The organism is Aeromonas rivuli (assembly GCF_020149575.1).
In the GTDB taxonomy this organism is placed as follows: domain Bacteria; phylum Pseudomonadota; class Gammaproteobacteria; order Enterobacterales; family Aeromonadaceae; genus Aeromonas; species Aeromonas rivuli.
Map to the genome: position 1 here is coordinate 4,192,737 of NZ_CP079742.1, position 17,549 is coordinate 4,210,285.

At 60.4% G+C, this 17,549-nt stretch carries 18 protein-coding genes; 5 read left to right on the plus strand and 13 right to left on the minus strand.

Features of this window, described 5'->3' with window-relative positions; genetic code table 11:
* Window positions 1-4: 4 nt before the first annotated feature.
* The gene (gene lexA, locus KYK33_RS19330; protein WP_042042748.1) at window positions 5-634 is read right to left on the minus strand and encodes a transcriptional repressor LexA; all 630 of its coding nucleotides are present in this window, start codon (window positions 632-634) and stop codon (window positions 5-7) included.
* 203 nt (window positions 635-837) lie between these two features.
* Between lexA and plsB the strand changes: the two genes are divergently transcribed.
* Window positions 838-3,258: a glycerol-3-phosphate 1-O-acyltransferase PlsB gene (gene plsB, locus KYK33_RS19335; RefSeq protein WP_224431553.1), complete on the plus strand. Its 2,421-nt coding sequence runs from the start codon at window positions 838-840 to the stop codon at window positions 3,256-3,258.
* A 162-nt stretch (window positions 3,259-3,420) separates the two neighbouring features.
* Here the strand turns inward: plsB and ubiA are convergent, their stop codons facing one another.
* Together ubiA and KYK33_RS19345 are read right to left on the minus strand one after the other, a co-directional pair.
* Window positions 3,421-4,284 (minus strand): 4-hydroxybenzoate octaprenyltransferase, encoded by an 864-nt coding sequence (ubiA, locus tag KYK33_RS19340; RefSeq protein ID WP_224431554.1) that lies wholly within the window; start codon window positions 4,282-4,284, stop codon window positions 3,421-3,423.
* Window positions 4,285-4,380: 96 nt separating this feature from the next.
* Window positions 4,381-4,923: a chorismate--pyruvate lyase family protein gene (locus KYK33_RS19345; protein WP_224431555.1), complete on the minus strand. Its 543-nt coding sequence runs from the start codon at window positions 4,921-4,923 to the stop codon at window positions 4,381-4,383.
* Window positions 4,924-5,081: 158 nt separating this feature from the next.
* On the opposite strand from KYK33_RS19345, the gene KYK33_RS19350 reads away from it, so the two are divergent.
* Window positions 5,082-5,501 carry a flagellar basal body-associated FliL family protein gene (locus KYK33_RS19350; RefSeq protein WP_396021405.1) on the plus strand — a complete coding sequence of 140 codons (420 nt, stop codon included), beginning with the start codon at window positions 5,082-5,084 and terminating at the stop codon, window positions 5,499-5,501.
* 78 nt (window positions 5,502-5,579) lie between these two features.
* Window positions 5,580-5,741, plus strand: coding sequence for a hypothetical protein (locus KYK33_RS19355; protein WP_157014033.1), 162 nt, complete (start codon window positions 5,580-5,582; stop codon window positions 5,739-5,741).
* 100 nt (window positions 5,742-5,841) lie between these two features.
* Here the strand turns inward: KYK33_RS19355 and KYK33_RS19360 are convergent, their stop codons facing one another.
* From KYK33_RS19360 to KYK33_RS19390, 8 genes are all read right to left on the minus strand, one after another.
* Window positions 5,842-6,177, minus strand: coding sequence for a DUF2799 domain-containing protein (locus KYK33_RS19360; RefSeq protein WP_224431557.1), 336 nt, complete (start codon window positions 6,175-6,177; stop codon window positions 5,842-5,844).
* Between the two features lie 125 nt (window positions 6,178-6,302).
* Complete coding sequence (locus tag KYK33_RS20165) at window positions 6,303-6,425, minus strand: hypothetical protein (protein ID WP_152435948.1); 123 nt, start codon at window positions 6,423-6,425, stop codon at window positions 6,303-6,305.
* Between the two features lie 87 nt (window positions 6,426-6,512).
* Window positions 6,513-7,790: a lipid IV(A) 3-deoxy-D-manno-octulosonic acid transferase gene (waaA, locus tag KYK33_RS19365; protein ID WP_224431558.1), complete on the minus strand. Its 1,278-nt coding sequence runs from the start codon at window positions 7,788-7,790 to the stop codon at window positions 6,513-6,515.
* A 1-nt stretch (window position 7,791) separates the two neighbouring features.
* The gene (waaF, locus tag KYK33_RS19370; RefSeq protein ID WP_224431559.1) at window positions 7,792-8,907 is read right to left on the minus strand and encodes a lipopolysaccharide heptosyltransferase II; all 1,116 of its coding nucleotides are present in this window, start codon (window positions 8,905-8,907) and stop codon (window positions 7,792-7,794) included.
* The gene (locus tag KYK33_RS19375; protein ID WP_224431560.1) at window positions 8,904-10,190 is read right to left on the minus strand and encodes a PIG-L deacetylase family protein; all 1,287 of its coding nucleotides are present in this window, start codon (window positions 10,188-10,190) and stop codon (window positions 8,904-8,906) included. The genes waaF and KYK33_RS19375 overlap by 4 nt, the downstream gene beginning before the upstream one ends.
* Window positions 10,191-10,193: 3 nt before the next feature.
* The gene (locus KYK33_RS19380; RefSeq protein ID WP_224431561.1) at window positions 10,194-11,339 is read right to left on the minus strand and encodes a glycosyltransferase; all 1,146 of its coding nucleotides are present in this window, start codon (window positions 11,337-11,339) and stop codon (window positions 10,194-10,196) included.
* A complete protein-coding gene (locus KYK33_RS19385) occupies window positions 11,336-12,613 on the minus strand; it encodes an O-antigen ligase family protein (protein WP_224431562.1) in 1,278 nt (425 codons plus the stop codon). Before KYK33_RS19385 ends, KYK33_RS19380 begins: the two co-directional genes overlap by 4 nt.
* A 61-nt stretch (window positions 12,614-12,674) precedes the next feature.
* The gene (locus tag KYK33_RS19390) at window positions 12,675-13,763 is read right to left on the minus strand and encodes a glycosyltransferase (protein WP_224431563.1); all 1,089 of its coding nucleotides are present in this window, start codon (window positions 13,761-13,763) and stop codon (window positions 12,675-12,677) included.
* Between the two features lie 310 nt (window positions 13,764-14,073).
* On the opposite strand from KYK33_RS19390, the gene KYK33_RS19395 reads away from it, so the two are divergent.
* Window positions 14,074-14,871 carry a glycosyltransferase family 2 protein gene (locus tag KYK33_RS19395; protein ID WP_052448237.1) on the plus strand — a complete coding sequence of 266 codons (798 nt, stop codon included), beginning with the start codon at window positions 14,074-14,076 and terminating at the stop codon, window positions 14,869-14,871.
* Window positions 14,872-14,938: 67 nt separating this feature from the next.
* On the opposite strand, the gene KYK33_RS19400 is transcribed toward KYK33_RS19395, so the two are convergent.
* Window positions 14,939-15,979, minus strand: coding sequence for a glycosyltransferase family 9 protein (locus KYK33_RS19400; RefSeq protein WP_042042762.1), 1,041 nt, complete (start codon window positions 15,977-15,979; stop codon window positions 14,939-14,941).
* Window positions 15,980-16,114: 135 nt separating this feature from the next.
* On the opposite strand from KYK33_RS19400, the gene coaD reads away from it, so the two are divergent.
* A complete protein-coding gene (coaD, locus tag KYK33_RS19405; RefSeq protein WP_224431564.1) occupies window positions 16,115-16,600 on the plus strand; it encodes a pantetheine-phosphate adenylyltransferase in 486 nt (161 codons plus the stop codon).
* 58 nt (window positions 16,601-16,658) lie between these two features.
* On the opposite strand, the gene KYK33_RS19410 is transcribed toward coaD, so the two are convergent.
* On the minus strand, window positions 16,659-17,534 hold the full coding sequence (locus KYK33_RS19410; RefSeq protein ID WP_224433062.1) for a VirK/YbjX family protein: 876 nt from the start codon (window positions 17,532-17,534) through the stop codon (window positions 16,659-16,661).
* Window positions 17,535-17,549 lie beyond the last annotated feature (15 nt).

The window sequence follows — 17,549 nt, forward strand, 5'->3', positions numbered from 1 at the left end:
GGGGTTACATCCAGTCAGCGTTGCGGATCACGCCAACCGCCAACCCCTCGATGGTGAGATGCTGACTCGCCAGATCGACGGCGATGGGTTGTAACTCTTCGTTTTCGGGTAGCAGCCACACTTGGCTACCTTTACGCTGGAAGCGTTTGACGGTCACATCCTCATCGAGGCGCGCCACCACGACTTGACCGTTGCGAACCTCTTGGGTCTTGTGTACCGCGAGCAGATCACCATCCATGATACCGATGTTCTTCATACTCATGCCCTGCACGCGCAGCAGGAAGTCGGCTCTCGGGTGAAACAGAGCGGGATCGACTTTATAGTGGCTCTCGATATGTTCCTGGGCCAGGATGGGCTCGCCGGCCGCGACCTTGCCGATGAGCGGTAAACCCTGATCTTCGTTCGCTGCCGCCTCGACATCGTCGAGCAAGAGCCGAATGCCACGGGAAGTGCCTGGTAGTATCTCTATGGCCCCTTTCTTGGCCAGGGCTTTTAGATGTTCTTCAGCAGCATTGGCCGACTTGAAGCCGAGTTTCTGGGCGATCTCGGCGCGCGTCGGCGGCATACCGGTCTCGCTCATGTTGGCCTTGATGAGATCCAGCACCTGAGCCTGGCGGGGAGTAAGGGGTTTCATAAGATTGGCACCTGTTTTTTTATACAGCACACTGGCAGTATATACAGTGTGTTGACCAAGGCAAGGTTCGACTGACAATTGTCGCGCTCTGAGCTCAAATAACCCGGATCCCGTCCCCTAACGCGGACTCATCGTACCTCTCGGCGACAAGCACGGCATGATTTGCTATGCTCACGCCGCCTTTTTTTGGAGAGCAGACGCATATGTCCCTTGGGCAGAGAATTTCCAGAGCCATACTGCAGTGGCCAGTCAGTGGCTTGGTCAATCACAAGAGCCTGCCGGAAAATCCCATCGCAGAGCTCGACCTGGACCCGGCCAGACCCATAGTCTATGCCCTGAAAACCAGTTCAATCACCGATCTGCTGACCCTTCAGCAGTGCTGTGAAGATCTCGACCTGCCAGGCCCTTTCACCCCCCTGACACTGGGAGGAGAAACCGTACCTCGCTACGTCTGCCTCGACCGGCCACCCCCCCTGTTTGGTGCTCGCAGCAAGCCACTCCCCTTCCTGCAAGAGTTTCAGCAGTTACTGGATCTGCATAAGCGTGATGCCGGGCTGGACGTACAGATAGTGCCCATCACTCTGTTCTGGGGCCGCGCCCCAGGCCGTGAGGGAGAGGAAGCCTCCGGCTGGAACATCATCAGTAGCCTGGCCCCCAACCGGCTCAAGAAGGCGCTGATCGTGATCCTCAAGGGCCGGGAAAACCTGGTGCGCTTCTCGCCGCCGCTCTCCCTGCGCCAGATGGCTGACAAACATGGCACAGATCAGGCCATCGCCCACAAGCTGGCGCGGGTGGCTCGCATCCACTTCAGCCGCCAGCAGCTGGCCGCGACCGGCCCCAAGCTGCCTAATCGCACCCTGCTATTCAGGCAGCTTCTGGACTCCGGGGTGATTCAGCAGGCCATAGAGGAAGAGGCTGAGCGCGATAATATCAGCCTCGACAAGGCCCAGAAGCGTGCCCATGACTACATGGATGAGATCGCGTCTGACTTCTCCTATCGGCTGATCCGGCTGGGGGAGAGCTTCCTCGGCTGGCTCTGGAACAAACTCTACCGCGGCCTCTCGGTCAATGGCGCCGAAAAGGTGCGGCAACTGGCCCAGGAGGGCCACGAGATCGTCTATGTGCCCTGCCATCGCAGCCACATGGACTATCTGCTGCTCTCCTACGTCATCTACCACCAGGGCATGGTGCCGCCTCATATCGCCGCGGGCATCAACCTCAACTTCTGGCCGGCCGGTCCCCTGTTCCGCCGTGGCGGTGCTTTCTTCATTCGCCGCACCTTCAAGGGCAACCCCCTCTACAGCACTGTGTTCCGTGAATACCTCAACCTGCTGTTTGCCAAGGGTTATTCGGTGGAGTTCTTCACCGAGGGCGGACGTTCGCGCACCGGTCGCCTGCTCCCCCCCAAGACCGGTATGCTGGCCATGACGCTGCAGGCCATGATGCGTGGCCTGGACAGGCCGGTGACCCTGGTTCCCGTCTATCTGGGCTACGAACACGTGATGGAGGTCAACACCTACCACAACGAGCTCAAGGGCAGTCGCAAGGAGAAGGAGAGCTTCCTGCAAGTGCTGGGCATACTGCGCAAGTTGCGCAACTACGGCCGCGGCTTCGTCAACTTCGGTGAGCCGCTGACCCTCAATGGTTATCTCAACGAGCATGTGCCCGAATGGAGGGCTGATATTGGTCGGGACGAACGCCCGGACTGGATGGCGCCCACCGTCACCCGGCTGGCCGAGCTGCTGATGACCCGCATCAATGACGCCGCCGCCGTCAACGGCCTGACCCTGAGCGCCCTGGCACTGCTGGCCGCCGAGCGTCATGCCCTGACCCGCGACGAGTTGCAGGCCCAGCTCAATACCTATCTGGATTTGCTCAAACAGGTACCCTACAGCGAGCACAACACCTTGCCGGAAGCGGGTGCCAAGGATCTGCTGGATCAGGCCATGGAGCTCAACAAGTTTCAGGTCAGCGAAGACAAGCTGGGGCAGATCATCAGCCTGGACCGCTATCAGGCGATCCTGCTGACCTACTACCGCAACAATATCTTGCACCTGTTTGCCCTGCCCTCACTGGTGGCGGCGTTGATCGAGCGTTGCGAGGGGATCTCTCGCAACGAGATAGTGGCTCGCTGCATCGACATCTATCCCCTGCTCAAGACGGAGCTGTTCCTGCGCTATGAAGAGGATGAGCTGCCCAGTCTGATCGATGCCCTGCTGGCCGAGCTGCAACGCCAGCAACTGATCGAGTCCCGCGATGGTGGTCACTGGGTCAACCTCGGCAACCAGATGCGCCTGCTGTTGCTGGCCGAGAGCATCCAGGAGACGTTGCAGCGCTATGCCATAGTGCTGACTCGCATGCTTGCCCAGCCTCGCATAGAAGCTGAACAGCTGGAGGCTGACGGTTTGATGATGGCGGAGCGACTCGGTACTCTGCATGGCATCAATGCCCCCGAGTTCTTCGACCAGAAGCTGTTCAGCACCCTGATCCACACCCTGCGCAGCGAAGGGTATCTGGACTCGGGCAGCAAACCCGACCTCGGGCGCTTCCAGGCCCTGGCCGACAACATACTGCCCCTGCTCAGCAACAAGATCCGCCGCACCATACGGGCGGGCAACCAGTAAGCCAGACCCGCTTATTGAATGGGAGTGCAAAGCAAGAACCAAGGGGCCCCAGCACGGGGCCCCTTGTCTATGCCGCGCCCCCATGACGCGACGTCATGCCCTTCCACACCAATGCAATGAAGGCCGCACGGGCGGCCTTCATTGCATTCAATCGTCCAGGGTTTACCAGTAGTGCAACACCAGACCTGCAAACACCAGGGCGCCGGCATAGTTGTTGTTCAAAAAAGCCTGAAAGCAGGCCGCGCGGTCGCGCTCGCGAATGAGTCGCTGCTGGTAGACAAACAGGATGGCGACGCCGAGCAGGCACCAGTAATAGCTGGCGCCTAGCGCCATCATTTGGCCGATCCCCAGCAGGATCAGCAGGGTCGCCAGTTGCAGCACTCCGATGATCAACTTGTCGAAGCGACCAAACAGTATGGCACTCGACTTGATGCCGAGTCGCAGGTCATCATCTCTGTCCACCATGGCGTACTGGGTGTCATAGGCGATGGTCCACAGCAAGTTGGCCAGGAAGATGAGCCAGGCTACCGGCGGCAGCGCATCGGCCGCCGCCGCATAGGCCATGGGAATGGACCAGGAGAAGGCCAGGCCGAGCACCAGCTGGGGAATGGAGATAAAACGCTTCATGAAGGGGTAGCAGACAGCCAGCAGCAGACCGGCAAACGACAGACCTATGGTAAGCGCATTCTGGGTCAGCACCAGGGCAAACGAGAGCAGAGTCAGCACAGCAAACAGCAACAGCGCCTCTCTCGGGCTCACCTTGCCCATGGGCAGAGGTCGCCCCGCGGTACGCTTCACATGGCCATCGAAATGGCGGTCCGCATAGTCATTGATGACACAACCCGCCGAACGCATGGAGAAGACCCCGATCACGAACACCAGCAAGGTACCAAGATTGGGCAGGCCGTCGGCCGCCAGCCAGAGCGCCCACAGGGTCGGCCAGAGTAGCAACAGCGTGCCGATCGGCTTGTCGAGCCGGGCCAGCTGGGCATAGGCCAGGCCACGCTCCTTGGTCAATACAGTCACAGCAACTCCTTGTATAAATTCGGGAAAATCAAGGCTGACAGAGAAGGCAGCCTGAGGGCTGACGCCCTCGGCCCAGGGGCAACCGGAGCCTCTCCATCACCCCAGTTGTCGAGGGGAGGATTGCATCGCGCATCCCAATCCGGGCAGCAATACCTCATGCACCAAGAGGGGCCAGCCGTTGAGATAGAGCCGTGAGCGTCGCCCCCAGACCACGCCAGCCTCACCCGCCTCATCCATCAGCTCGAAACGGGCCAGCTGCAGGCAGTCACGCTGAGCGGGAGCCACCCCGAAAATGCGATCGCCCAAGGGCTGTTCGCCCAGCTGATCGAGTGCGGCTCCGCTCAGGGCCGCATCGGCAAACAGAGTCCAACCCAGGACGGCAGGCCCGCCATCCCCATGCAGGATCACCTCCCGCCGCAGTCCGGTCACGACGCCGAGCAGATCCTGTTCATCCGGCGTCAGTGCCTGATGGTGGTGACCGAGCAGCTCCAGAGAGAAGTGAGCATTGTGGCGGCGCAGACGCGCCGTCATGGACCCGGTATCGAGTAGCCAGGGGGCCAGTTCGGCTGGCGGCATGGCACTGGCTGGCGCCAGCCAGTCGCTTATCCGCATGAGGGGAACAGTCAGCTCGGATTTCACCGCATCACCATCCAGAGAGTTCCGTTATCAGGTTAAAATCCGGTTTATTATCCGTAAATCGATCGAAAAATGTAAGGAAATCCGTGCTTGACGCCCCAGCAGGCAACATCAAAAATGGGACATCTCACCAGTCTGAGTCCCCTACCATGCCCTATGTACTGAAACACGCTCGCCAGCTCGCCACGTTGCTGCTTGTTCTGCTGGCCAACCCGGCTTGGGCAGAAGAGTCCACCACCGATGCCGCCGCCCAACAGGATGGGGTTGCCTACCATCCCCTGGAGCCGGATATCATCACCAACTACCTGAGCGAGGGCAAGACCCTGGGCTATGTGCGGGTCACCGTCGAGCTCATGGCCGAAAACCATGGGGATCTCAAGTTGCTGGAGACCCATGATCCCTTGATCCGTGACGCCATCATACGGCTGATGGGCAGCAAGACTGCCGAACAGATCAAGTCTCTCCCTAGCCGCGAAGAGCTGCGCAAGGAGTGCGAGGCCAGAGTCAATGAACTGCTGGTGCGTGAGACGGGCAAGAAGGCGGTCAAGGAGCTGATCTTCACCAAATTCCTCTACCAGTGAACCCGTTGCGGGCCCACTGTATTAGTAATGCAAATCGATTAGAATACGGCGATACATTAGCCAAGGTGGTCGGATCCTATGGGCAACAAGACCCTCTGTGAGTGGCGCCGCCACGAGATCCCCTTCGATCTCAAGGCCCTGCGCAAGATAGTGCGCAAACCCAAGTTCATCTGCGGAAAATGCGCCCGCAGCGCCAATGACAAGAGCTACCTCTGCCAGCCGTTGCGCCTCAAGGAGTAGTCACCCGGCCTCCTTCCTGTCACCCGGATCGGCAGGAGGCGGTGACTATCCTCGTCAGCACCGTCATGGGCAGGATGAACTCACCATGCCCCCTGAACCTCTACTGATCTGTCCAGCTCTGGCGCCCCTGAGCAAACAGCTTGCGCGCTTGCGCATCATTGGGGCAGACCCCGCGATACTCCTCGCCTGAGCGCCCCGCCAGATAGAGGTGCTCGGGGCGACAATACCAGGCCAATCCCCTCTTGCGGCCCTGTTCCCAGAGAGCTTCATCGACCTTGATACCGCACTGGGTCTGATGGAACTCGACCCTCTGTTCGGTAAACCCCAGCTTGCCATCGGCTTCGCCAACCTGATCCCACTGCTTTTCACAGGGGTCATCCGAGTTGGAAACGCAGCCGCCAAGCAGGGCGGCGTAGAGTATTAGTAATGGGCGCATCTTCATCCTTGAGCGTCATTCGGGCTTTCATTCTAACGAGCCGATGCCCCACCACCAAGCCCGCTTTGCGGGTGCCAAACAAATCAGGCGGGCCCTTGGCCCGCCTGAACTTGTACTACCCGGTATCATTGGTCGTCTAGGTCGTCGTCAAACTGCCAACTGTCGTCGTCCAACTCCTCCAACTGCTCTTCCCAGGATTCCGGCTCCCAGTCATCGTCGAGCTCGTAATCCGGCTTGTGTCCACCCATGCTCATTCTCCTTGGATAGTGCACCCGCCCTCAAAGTCTATCCAGAAAAATGGAGGCTGCCAGTCAGGCAGGTTCTAGCCTTGCAGCTTAATCACCGTCCAGGCTGGCTAAACAGCGGGAGAGCGTGCGCGCCAGTGCCCCTTGATTGCGCAGCACCACGGCACGGGCCTGCTCACCCATGGTGCGGCGGGCGCCTCCATCGGCGAGCAGTGCGCTCACCCGGTTTCCCAGCTCGTGCTCATCGGCCACCACCAGGCCCCCGCCCTGAGCCACTAGCTGACGGGTGATATCACTGAAGTTGAAGTAAGCGGGTCCGGTCAGGCAGGGCTTGCCCAGGGCCGCCGGTTCCAGCAGGTTGTGACCGCCGACCTTCACCAGACTGCCGCCGACGAAGGTCAGATCGGCCGCCGCCAGCATCAGTGGCAACTCCCCCATGGTATCGCCGAGATAGACCTTGTCACCCTCTTCGACCCGTTCAGCCTGACGCTGATGCTGAGAGCGACGCACGCAGCCATAGGAGGCACACAGCGCCGCCACGCTGTCGAACCGCTCCGGATGGCGCGGCACCAGGATCAGCAGGGCAGACGGATGTGCCCTGAGCACCCGATCGAAGGCGGCCAGCACCTGCTCGTCTTCCCCCTGATGGGTGCTGGCGGCGATCCAGACCGGCCGTTCCTGTCCAAGCTGCTGGCGCAGGGCGTGGCCCTTGCTCTGCACCTCATCACCAAACTGGATATCGAACTTGATGGAGCCCGTCACCGCCAACCTCTCTTTGCCTATGCCGAGCCGATGAAAGCGGTCCGCATCATCCTGATGCTGACAGAGCAGCAGACTGAGCGGACGACTCAATGCATCAAAGGCCCCCTGAAAGCGGCCATAACGCTGGCAGGAGCGCTCGGAGAGACGCCCATTGATGATGGTCACAGGCAAGTGATGATGGGCGCAGGCGTGCAGCCAGTTCGGCCACAGCTCGGTCTCCATTATCCAGAGGGCACGAGGCTGGAAGCGCTTGAGGAAGGCGGCTACCGCCCAGGGATAATCGAGGGGCGCATAGCGGTGCACCACCAGATCCCCGAGCTTGGCCGCCTGTTCGGCGCCGGTACGGGTGGTGGTGGTGAGCAGAATGGGCAAATCCGGCCGCTCGGCCTTGAGGGCGCGAATGAAAGGGCTGATGGCCAGGGTCTCACCCACGCTGACCGCGTGGATCCAGAGTGGCGCCTCCTGGCCGGTCGGCGGTACGCGGCCCAGATGCTCGGCCCAGCGCGCACCAAACCCCGGCTTGCCTCGCTTCGGCTTGTAGAGCGCCAGCAGCGCCAACGGCAAGCCCAGATGGATCAGCAGGTTGTAGAGCAGCCGATAGAGCATGCTATTCCGGCTCCGACCGCTTGCCCGCATTGGCAACAAAATGCGGTGGGTCAACCCGCTGTAGCGCTATCGGCTGAGCCGCCGACTCGCCGCACTCCAACCGCTTGCACGCCTCTATCACCTGTTCCGGCATCAGCTCAATCAGGCACTTGAGGTGACCAAACTTGCAGGTGCGCTTGAAGCAGGGACGGCATTCGATATCGGTGTGCACTATCTCGACCCTGTCTGCCAGCGGTGGCGTATAGAGTGGCGAGGTGGAGCCATAGACCCCGATCAACGGCCGGTTGAGGGCGGCGGCGATGTGCATCAGGCCGGAGTCATTGGAGATGACCCGCCCGGCCAGCGCCATCAGATCGATCGCCTCATACAGGCTGGTCTTACCCGCCAGTACATGGCAGTTGGGCCGTGACAGGGGGTTGATCCGCTCGCGGATGGTATTGGCCACAGGCACATCCTTGCCCGAGCCGAAGATCCATACCTGCCAACCCTCATCCAGATGCTTCTGCGCCACCACGGCATAGTGCCCTTCCGGCCAGCGCTTGGCCGGACCGAACTCGGCACCTGGGCAGAGCACCAGCACGGGACGGGCACTGCTGAGCCCCAATCGCTCCAGCGCCTTGCCCTGATTGACCAGATCGACATTGAGCGATGGATGGGGAATGGCGGGAATATCGGCCCGGCTCTTCATCTGCGCCTTGGGATAGGCCAGCGCCAGATAGGCCTCTACCATCAGCGGGAAGGCAGACTTGTTGCTGCGCATGTCGTTGAGCAGGCCGAAGCGGTGCTCCCCCTTCCAGCCGGTGCGCACCGGTATCCTGGCGAACCAGGGGATCAGTGCCGACTTCATGGAGTTGGGCTGGATGATGGCCTGATCGTACTTCTCGGCAGCCAGCAGCTTGCCGAGCCGACGCCGCTCCCCCAACTTGAAATCACCGTGACCAAGGGGCATGGCGACCGCCTTGTCCACCTCGGGCATGCGTTCGAGCAGAGCCCTGCACCAGGCCGGCGCCATCACATGCAGCTCACAGTCCGGGTGGTTGGCCTTGATCGCCTTGTAGAGGCTCTGGGACATCACCATGTCGCCGACCCAGGAGGGGCCGATCACCAATATCTTCATGCTTGTTCTGTTCCTGCGTCTTGCAACATGCCGCTCACGAAGTCGTCGCCAGATACCCAGCTGAACACCTCATGGGCCTTTATGTGAGTCTGAAAATAGCTGTGCAGACCATAGTGATGATAACCATCTCGTCTGACAGTACGGCCCCACCAGCGTTTGAACCGCTTCTCCAGCCGGTCCTTGGCATGCAGATCGTGCATCGTCTCCATGGCGACCACTTTCTCTTTTTGGCGCGCCAGCGTCAGGGGGTGGCTGTAACAGTGCCAAGGCCCCAGCCTGGAGTGTTCACTCTGCCAGGGGGGCAAGGTGGTGCCCGCATGCTCGGGGCCATAAGGGAAATCATGGACCTTGCGCAGGTGATTCGCATAGAGCAGCACCCGGGACGGGCAGTGCCCGCTCTGCTGGATAGCCAGCGCCAAGGCTTGGGCAGTGGCAACGTGGTCGCCATGGGGATCCACCTCGGGGTGGGTCACCAGGACGCTGCTCGGACGCACCCGCATCAGCAGCGCCGCGAGATCGGCCACCAGCAACCGTCCGCGGTTGGCAGCCTGCTCGTCACCCGGCAAGGGTTGGGGATTCCAGCGCCGAAACGGCGCCGGTGTCAGTTCGGGTAACTGAGCATGGGCGACCAGGCTGTCCGGGTCAGCTACCAGCTTTGCCAGGCTGTCATTGAAGTAACCCAGGCAAAACAGGCGAGCGGCGCTCACCCCAGCCAGCAGCGGCGTGGTCACACTGTTCCAGGCCCGGATCATCCCCTTGCGCGCCGAGGCGCTCGCCAAGTCACCATCCAGGCCGGGTATATATTGGCGATCCAGCCGGCCAAGCTTCTCCCCCGCACTCAGAGTCACTATCCAGCTGCGTTCTGCATAGTCGCTGTAGAGGCCAAAGGCGGCCAGCTCGGCATCGTCCGGATGAGGGGAGAGAATAAGCACGGGCCCATCGTCCAGTGTCGGATTGGCAAAGGCCAACAGGCGGGCCTCTGCTTGCCAGCGACAATCCCGTCCCTGCAGCGCTATCTCGTCCAGCCGGGTCAAGCCGGTCAGATTGAGGAAACGCCGGCCGCGCTGGTTCGCCTCGAAGAACTGCGGCTGGCCAGACTCTGCCCCGGTGATGCCGATGCGACCCTGGCGCCGTTTGTGGGTCGCTTCATAGCCAAACTCCAACAACAGGGTGTGATTGACCAGCTCACCCACGGCGCTCGCATCCAGTTTGCCATCCGGCGACAGCGTGACGGGGGAAACCCAGCTTGGGGCCAGGGGGTAACGGTGATCCAGCATCGTCATGATTTAATCCTCAATGAGGGCGAGGAAACGGCGGGCAATCTCGCCATCGTCGAACCGGTCAACCCAGTGGGGCTGGATCTGGACAGGGTCAGCCAGGGCTTCACGCATCTTGGCGGCCAGGGCAACCTCATCATGGGCGGCCAACAAGCGGGTCTGTTCTTCGATCAGCACCTCGCGAATGCCACCCGGTACATCGGTGGCAACGGCCTGGGTGCCGCAGGCCAGGGCTTCAATAAGCACCAGCCCAAGTCCCTCGGTCCTGGAGCTGAGTATGAAGGCCTCGGCCCCTGCAACCCAGGGATAGGGATTGGCTTGATGGCCGAGCAGTATCACTCGCCCATCCAGCGCCAGGGTCTGTATCAGCCGCTCCAGCGAGGCTCGCTCGCTACCCTCTCCGATAATCACCAGCTTGCAATCGAGTTCAGCCCGCTTGAAGGCCCGCAGCAGCAGGGCCTGATCCTTCACAGGTACCAGGCGTGCCACGTGCACCAGGAAAGGTCCCGTAATGGGGGGATCTTGAGCGAGCTGCGCCAGCCGACGCACCCGCGCCAGCGGGACACCATTGTGGATCACCGCCTGTCGTGCCGGCCGGATCGAGAAGTGTGACAGCATCTGTTGCAGCACCTCGGCGATACCCTGGGAAACGCAGATCACCTGCTTGTCCTGGAACAACTTGGCGGCGAGCCAGCCGCCGAATCGATAGTAGCGCAGCTTGGAAGAAGGTCCCTCCACCAGTTGCCAGCAGCGTGGGTCATGCAAGTCCCACAACAATTCGAATGCCCCCTGGCCCCGGATCAAGATCTGATCGAAGGCACCATATTGCGCCTCCCACTCGGCGATCCTGCGTCTGGCCAGCGCGCTGGTGCGCCAGCCCGTCCAGACGAAGCCCGAGCCAGGCAGCAGATGCTTGAGCAGACCCCGCCCGAGCAGATCGCAACTCAGCCCCAACAAGCCGCGCCGGGCTGCCCGCTCGATATCACCACCTGCATGGAGATGCACCGCGGGATCCGGCGTCAGTCTGGCCTCGCCACGCAGCACCCAGACATGCACCTCATGACCCTGGGCTGCCATGGCGTTGGCCAGCGTGATAGTGGCCTGCTCTATGCCTCCTGCCTGCAAGCGACGCAATATGATCAGAATGCGCTTCATCTGACTTGATCCGTACAACCCTGCGGATAGCGGCGGCGCCAGCAGAGGGTGATCAGACCCCCGAGGATGATGTTGAACACGAAGGTACCGGTACCAAACGACATATAGGACTCAAAGTTGTTCACAATGATCCAGAAGACGAAGAAGCAGAAACCGAACACCAGTACATCGGTCGGCATCAGCCGTGCTCGCCAGGTAAGCCAGCAGTCACGGCCGATGACAATGGCCAGGGCGAGCAACATGAGCGAACCTGCCAAGCCATAGCTGAGCTGAACTTCGAGGAAGTAGTTGTGCAGATGACCAAACTGCTGTTTGACCCAGTCGGGCAACACATCGGAATGGCTGATGACCCGACTGCGGGCCTGGGAGCCCCAGCCAAACCAGGGACGCTCAGCTATCTTGTCGGCAGCCACTTTCCAGGTGTTGGCCCGTACGCCGACACTGGTATAGGGGATATCGTCCCAGTCACCATGCAATAGCTGCTGAATGACAGGGGCCTCCTGCTCATACCGTTTCTCGACATGGGAGAGACCCCGTTGTCCCAAGCTGACAAATAACAGGGCTGTGCCCATCAGCAGCAACGCCAGCACCCAGCAGCGCGGTCGCTTGAGCCAGATCCAGAACACCAGAGCCAGCAGCAGAGCCGCGAAAATCGCGATGAAAATGGCCCGGGTCTGGGTCACGATGATCCCCAGTACCGCCACCCCCAGCCCCCCCAACCAGAGCGGCAGCCGCCACCAGCGCTGTGCGCCGACCGATAACCAACGCTGGCTAAAACAGAGGCAACCCAGCATCAGGGTGCCGAAATACATGGCGATATGCTGGGCGTTGCGGATGCCAAAATCGACTCTCTGCCCTGACAAGCCTTGCTGCCAGGTGCTCCAGTCGGCTGGCGAACCCAGCACAGTAAACAGCAATCCCAAGGCGGCGATGCCCCACAGCCAGAAGACATTGCGCAGCCTGCCCGCCAGCAACACGGCGGTGGCAAAGAAGAAGAAGATCTTGGTCAGCCGATCGAGATGGGGGTTTGAGCTGGTAATGACGGTCGGTTCCAGCAGGCCCAGTAGCCAGGGGATCAGCTGGACCAGCAACGCCAGCCACACAAACTTGAAGTAGACGTCCAGACCCATGCGCCTGTGGGAGCTCAGCATCAGCAGCAGCGTCATGGCAAGGAAGCCGACTTCCATCGCCTTGCCTATGCCACCGAACCAGATACGACAGAGCGCATAGATAAGCAGGCAGGCTACCCCCAGCATTCTCAAGTAGGGGGTCATCCCTTCCCCAGGGACGTTGCTCCATTGCCCATCCAGACTTTTTATTATGTTTTTATCCAATTTATGGTGCTCGGTCAGGCAGGGACAGGGCCTCAAACTGAGGCAGTACGCTCTCGGCCAGGAAGGCTTGATAATAGTCGGCAGTGATAGTCACAGGAGAGGCATCCATCCGGCCGATGGCATCGGCCAGCGCCACCTCATCCTGCAATGGCACCAGGAAAGCGGCCAACTCGCCGGTCAGTATCTCTTTCGGGCCAGAGGGGCAATCGACACTGACGATGGGAGTACCCAGAAACAGCGACTCGATCAATACCCTGGGTAACCCCTCCCCATCCGAGGTGAGGATCAGCGCCTTGGCATGCTTGATATAAGGATAGGGATTGGTCTGATAGCCGGGCAGGATCACCTGCTCCTCCAGATCCAGCTCACGAATGAGCGTTCGCAATCGCGCCTCCTCTTCCGGCTTGCCCTTGCCAAGCAGCAGTAGGGGAGTGCTCACCCCGCTGGCTTTATAGGCTCGCAACAGCCGATCATGACGCTTGCGATGCTCAAAGGTGCCCACGTTGATCAGATAGTCCCCGGTCGGCACAGCGGCAGGTTCGGCAGCCATGCGCACGAAGCCATCTCGCTCATAGGGGTTATAGATGGCCAGGATCCGCTCAGGTTTGAGCTCGGCATCCTGCAGCAAACCGTCGACCACTCCCTGAGAGCAGCCGATCACCTTGCGGCCATTGTAGAAGCGCTGCAGCTTGGCCTTGGCTTTCGCCTTGCTCTTGGCGGTATAGCGGGAGGCGAGCATGTTGCTCTTCACCCAGAACCAGAGGTTGGGGTGTTTGATATGGCGAGTGATCTTGTCACAGGAGCAGGAGAGCACCACATGGGGATCGAGACGGCGGATGGCCCGGGCGATGAACCAGGCTTGTCCTTTTTCGACCAGCACATTGGAGATGGCCTTGGTGATGCCATTGACCAGCGCCAGGTTGATCACCTCGAGGCCGGGGGGAAGACGATGCTCGATCAGGTCACGCAGTATGAAGACAGTCACCTGATGACCGCGTTGACGCAGCCCTTCCGCCGTGTTGATGAGAGACTTCTGCGCGCCGCCACCATACAAATCTTCAATCACGAATACGAAACGCTTGGAGTTCATGCATCATCTCATCAAGGAATAACATCGATAACCGAGTCGGCTGCCGGCCGACCCGTCAGCCGTGCTCCTATAGCCAGTCACACCCGCGGATGGGCTGCCTGCGACAGGGGTGAATAACACCCTGGTCCGGGTGAATATTCATCCTGGCTGCCAAAAAATTAATTGCCACAGCCATAAATCTGCGCAACTCATGCTTGGCGAGCAAATCATATCCGGCGATTTTCCGTGACCCCCTGCGGCAAGTCAAACTTTGCCCACCAAACTTGAATCAGGATAGAATGGGGCTCACCTCCCTTTGCCGGTTATTTCCATGGAACAACAAGAAGCTGTCACCCTGGCGGTGGCCCTGACCACCTTTAACAGCATGCGCTGCCTGCCAATGGTACTGGACAGTGTGCAAGGGCTGGCGCAGCGTATCGTGGTCGTCGATTCAGGCTCCACCGATGGCACCCGCGAGTATGCAACCGAGCGCGGCTGCATCGTCATCGAACGTCCCTGGCCCGGCCCGCTCAAGCAGAAAGTCTTCGCCATGGAACAGTGTGCTCCGGCCAAGTGGATCCTGCTGCTCGATTCCGACGAATCCCTCGAGCCCGAGCTCAGAAGCGACATGGAACGGGTACTGCAAGCAGACGATCTGACCATCAGTGCCTGGGAATTCCAGCGCAAGATCTGGTTCCTCGGCGGCTGGCTGCATCACATGTATCAGCCGGAATGGCGTCTGCGCCTGGTGCGCAGCGATCAGTGGCGCATGGAGGGCAAGATGGACCTCTATCACGACAAGCTGGTCACGGACGGCAAGGTCGGCAAACTCAAGGGCATCTGCCGCCATGACTCCTATGCCGACATCAAAGATGCGGTGATGCGGGCCCAACGCTACGCCGAACGCGCCGTTGGCCGGGAAATGAAAGGGGGCCGCTGGTATGACTTCGCCTGGTGCATCGTCGATGTGCTATGGCGTCACGGTATTCGTCAGCGCGCCTTCCTCGATGGCAAACGCGGCCTCATCATGCTCGGCATTACCATGGCCTCCAAGCTGATCCGTCAGGCCTACTTCTGCCAGCAGCGTCTGCAACCGCCCAAGAAAGATTGGGAAAACCCGGTCGTCTAACCGACCCACTTGACCAACAGGTTATCATCAGGGCCCATAATGGGCCCTGAATCATTTCTGTCACCGGTCAGCTCGCCTGCCAGAGCGGCTTGCCCCATTGGGCGATGGCACTGGCCATGGTCTTGGGATCGAGCTGACTCATGTCCTCCGGATGATCGCTGTCCTCCGGCGGGCTGAAGGCCAGGTGGCGTCCCTCTTGATTGAGGGGGCGCCAGCGCAGCGGCGTGGCAGAGCGATGGGCCGGGAAGAAGCCCACCGTCGGCACATCCAGGGCGGCGGCAATGTGCAGAGGGCCTGTGCTACCGGCCATAAACAGAGCGGCATTGGCCAGCACCTGGCAAAACTTGGGCAAGCCTTCATCCGAGCGATAGATCCAGCCATTGCCGCCATGGGCCAGCAATTCGGCCGCCAACTGCTCCGCCTTGCTCTCTTCCCCCGGACCTGCCGTCAGCACACACTGCAACTCGGGACAAGCCTGGTTGAGTTTGATAATGAGCCGGGCGTACTGCTCGATGGAGAGGTTATTGGCCGAGCCGCCACTGCCGGCATGGACCATCAACCAGGGACGCGTCACATCGAGGCCCAGCTTTTGCGCCGTCTGACTGCGTACCTCCACAAGGGACTGGCCATCGAAGCGCAAGTAGGGCGCTTGTGGCTCAATCACCTTCGCCTGTTGATCGGTCAGGAAGTGACGGATCAAGTCGAGATTGTATTCATACTCCGGCTTCTGGGAGCGAGAGCGGCGCTGCACCAGCCGCTGATTGTAGAGCACTTGCGCCAGCTTGGTCGCCGGCGCCAGCCGGTAAGGGATATGGGCTTTCCACACCAATTTTGCATTGCGGGTATTGGAGAAGAGGCAGATAGAGGCATCGAAGGCGGCGGCCTTGATGCGTGCCAGCAGAGCACGCTGCTGCTCCTTGTCGGCCTGGGCGCCCGGATCCAGGATCACCTCGTCAATCCAGGGACAGAGCCGGGCCAGCGGTGCCGTGTAGCCGGGAACCAGGGCCGTCACATGGCAGTTCATGGAGTGCTTGAGCATGGCAAAACTTGGCCAGGCCAGCATAAAGTCACCAATCTTGTCATTGCGAACGACCAGAATGCGTTTCATAAGAGATCCCTTTGCTCCCCACACCCAAAGCGGGGAGGCTGAATGCGCGATGGGGGTATTCTTGCCTGATGCACTGCTATTCTCAAGCGACGACCTTATAATGCGACCAATTTTCCGGTTGCAGGACGCCAACACATGAGCACCAGGGTTATCTATCCGGGGACTTTTGATCCCATCACCAATGGCCACACCGATCTGGTGGGCCGTGCCGCCCAGTTGTTTGACGAGGTCGTGGTCGGCGTCGCCAACAGCCCCAGCAAGCGGCCGCTGTTCGATCTGGCCGAGCGGGTCGCCCTCGCCCGTGAAGTCACGTCTCATCTGGACAACGTCACCGTGGTCGGTTTCTCCGGCTTGCTGGTCAATTTTGCCCGGGAGCAACATGCCAATGTGCTGATCCGTGGCTTGCGCGCCGTCTCCGACTTCGAATACGAATTCCAGCTTGCCAACATGAATCGCCGGCTGATGCCGGAGTTGGAAAGCGTCTTCCTGACCCCGGCCGAGGAGAACTCCTTCATCTCCTCCAGCCTGGTCAAAGAAGTCGCCCTGCACGGCGGCGACATTCACCAATTTGTCGATCCCAGAGTCTGCCAGGCAATCGCCGCCAAGCTCGCCAAGTCGTGACCCAGGCCCCCTAAACCACAAGATTCATCGCAAAAGAGCAGGCCAGGCCTGCTCTTTTTCATTCACCCCGGTAAAACAGCGCCCGGCCGGATAGCGCCAGGGTATCCAGCCACTCATAACGGCGCCGATACATGGCCCGCTTCTTCGAGGCTATCTCCTGCAGCGGCTTGCGCCCAGCGGGCATCAGGGTCACGAAGTTGCTATCCAGCTCCTGCGCACCAAACTCCTGCCACAACTCGTCATAATCCGCCTGCAGGTTTGCCTTCTGTTTGCTGCTGTAGCGCCTGGCCTGAAACACATGAGCCCGCTTGCACACCGCATCGACTCGCACTGCTCCCATCGCCTCGGCCAACCCCAGCACCAGCATCACCACCAGGGACTTGGGTCTCAGACCATGACCCTCCTTGGTCAGCTCACGCACCCTGTCCTGTGCCTGCGCAACCCCGGGTTCGGGGCCCTGCACCGAGCCAATCACCAGACGCAGGGCATCAGGCTGTCCGGCAAAGGAGAAGGCGCAGCTATAGAGCCGCCGCCCCTGCTTATCAATGATAGAGACGGCCAGCTCGGCCTCGCGCCTGAAGGTGCCATCGTGACGCAACAGGATGCGGCAGCCACTCTGGGGATAGAGGCCCAACTCGATTCCCTCCGCCAGATAGAGAGGGGCTATCAACACGGGGTAGCAGAGTTGCAATAGGCGATAGTGCTCGACCAGCATGGCTGCCCGCTGGCGAGCATTGGAGCAGGCAAAACGATAGGGGCGCAGCGGCTTGTCGAGCAGCTCTGGATATTGACCTGGCAGGGCCTTGAGTGGCTCGCTGCGAAACAGTTCAAACACTTGGCTCATGGATTTGCGGTAAAACAGACTGCGCAGCACGAATTTGCCGCGCTTGAAGTGCAAGCGACTGCCACCATCCGGGTAGAGGTAACGCGCCATGGCGAGCGCGCCGTA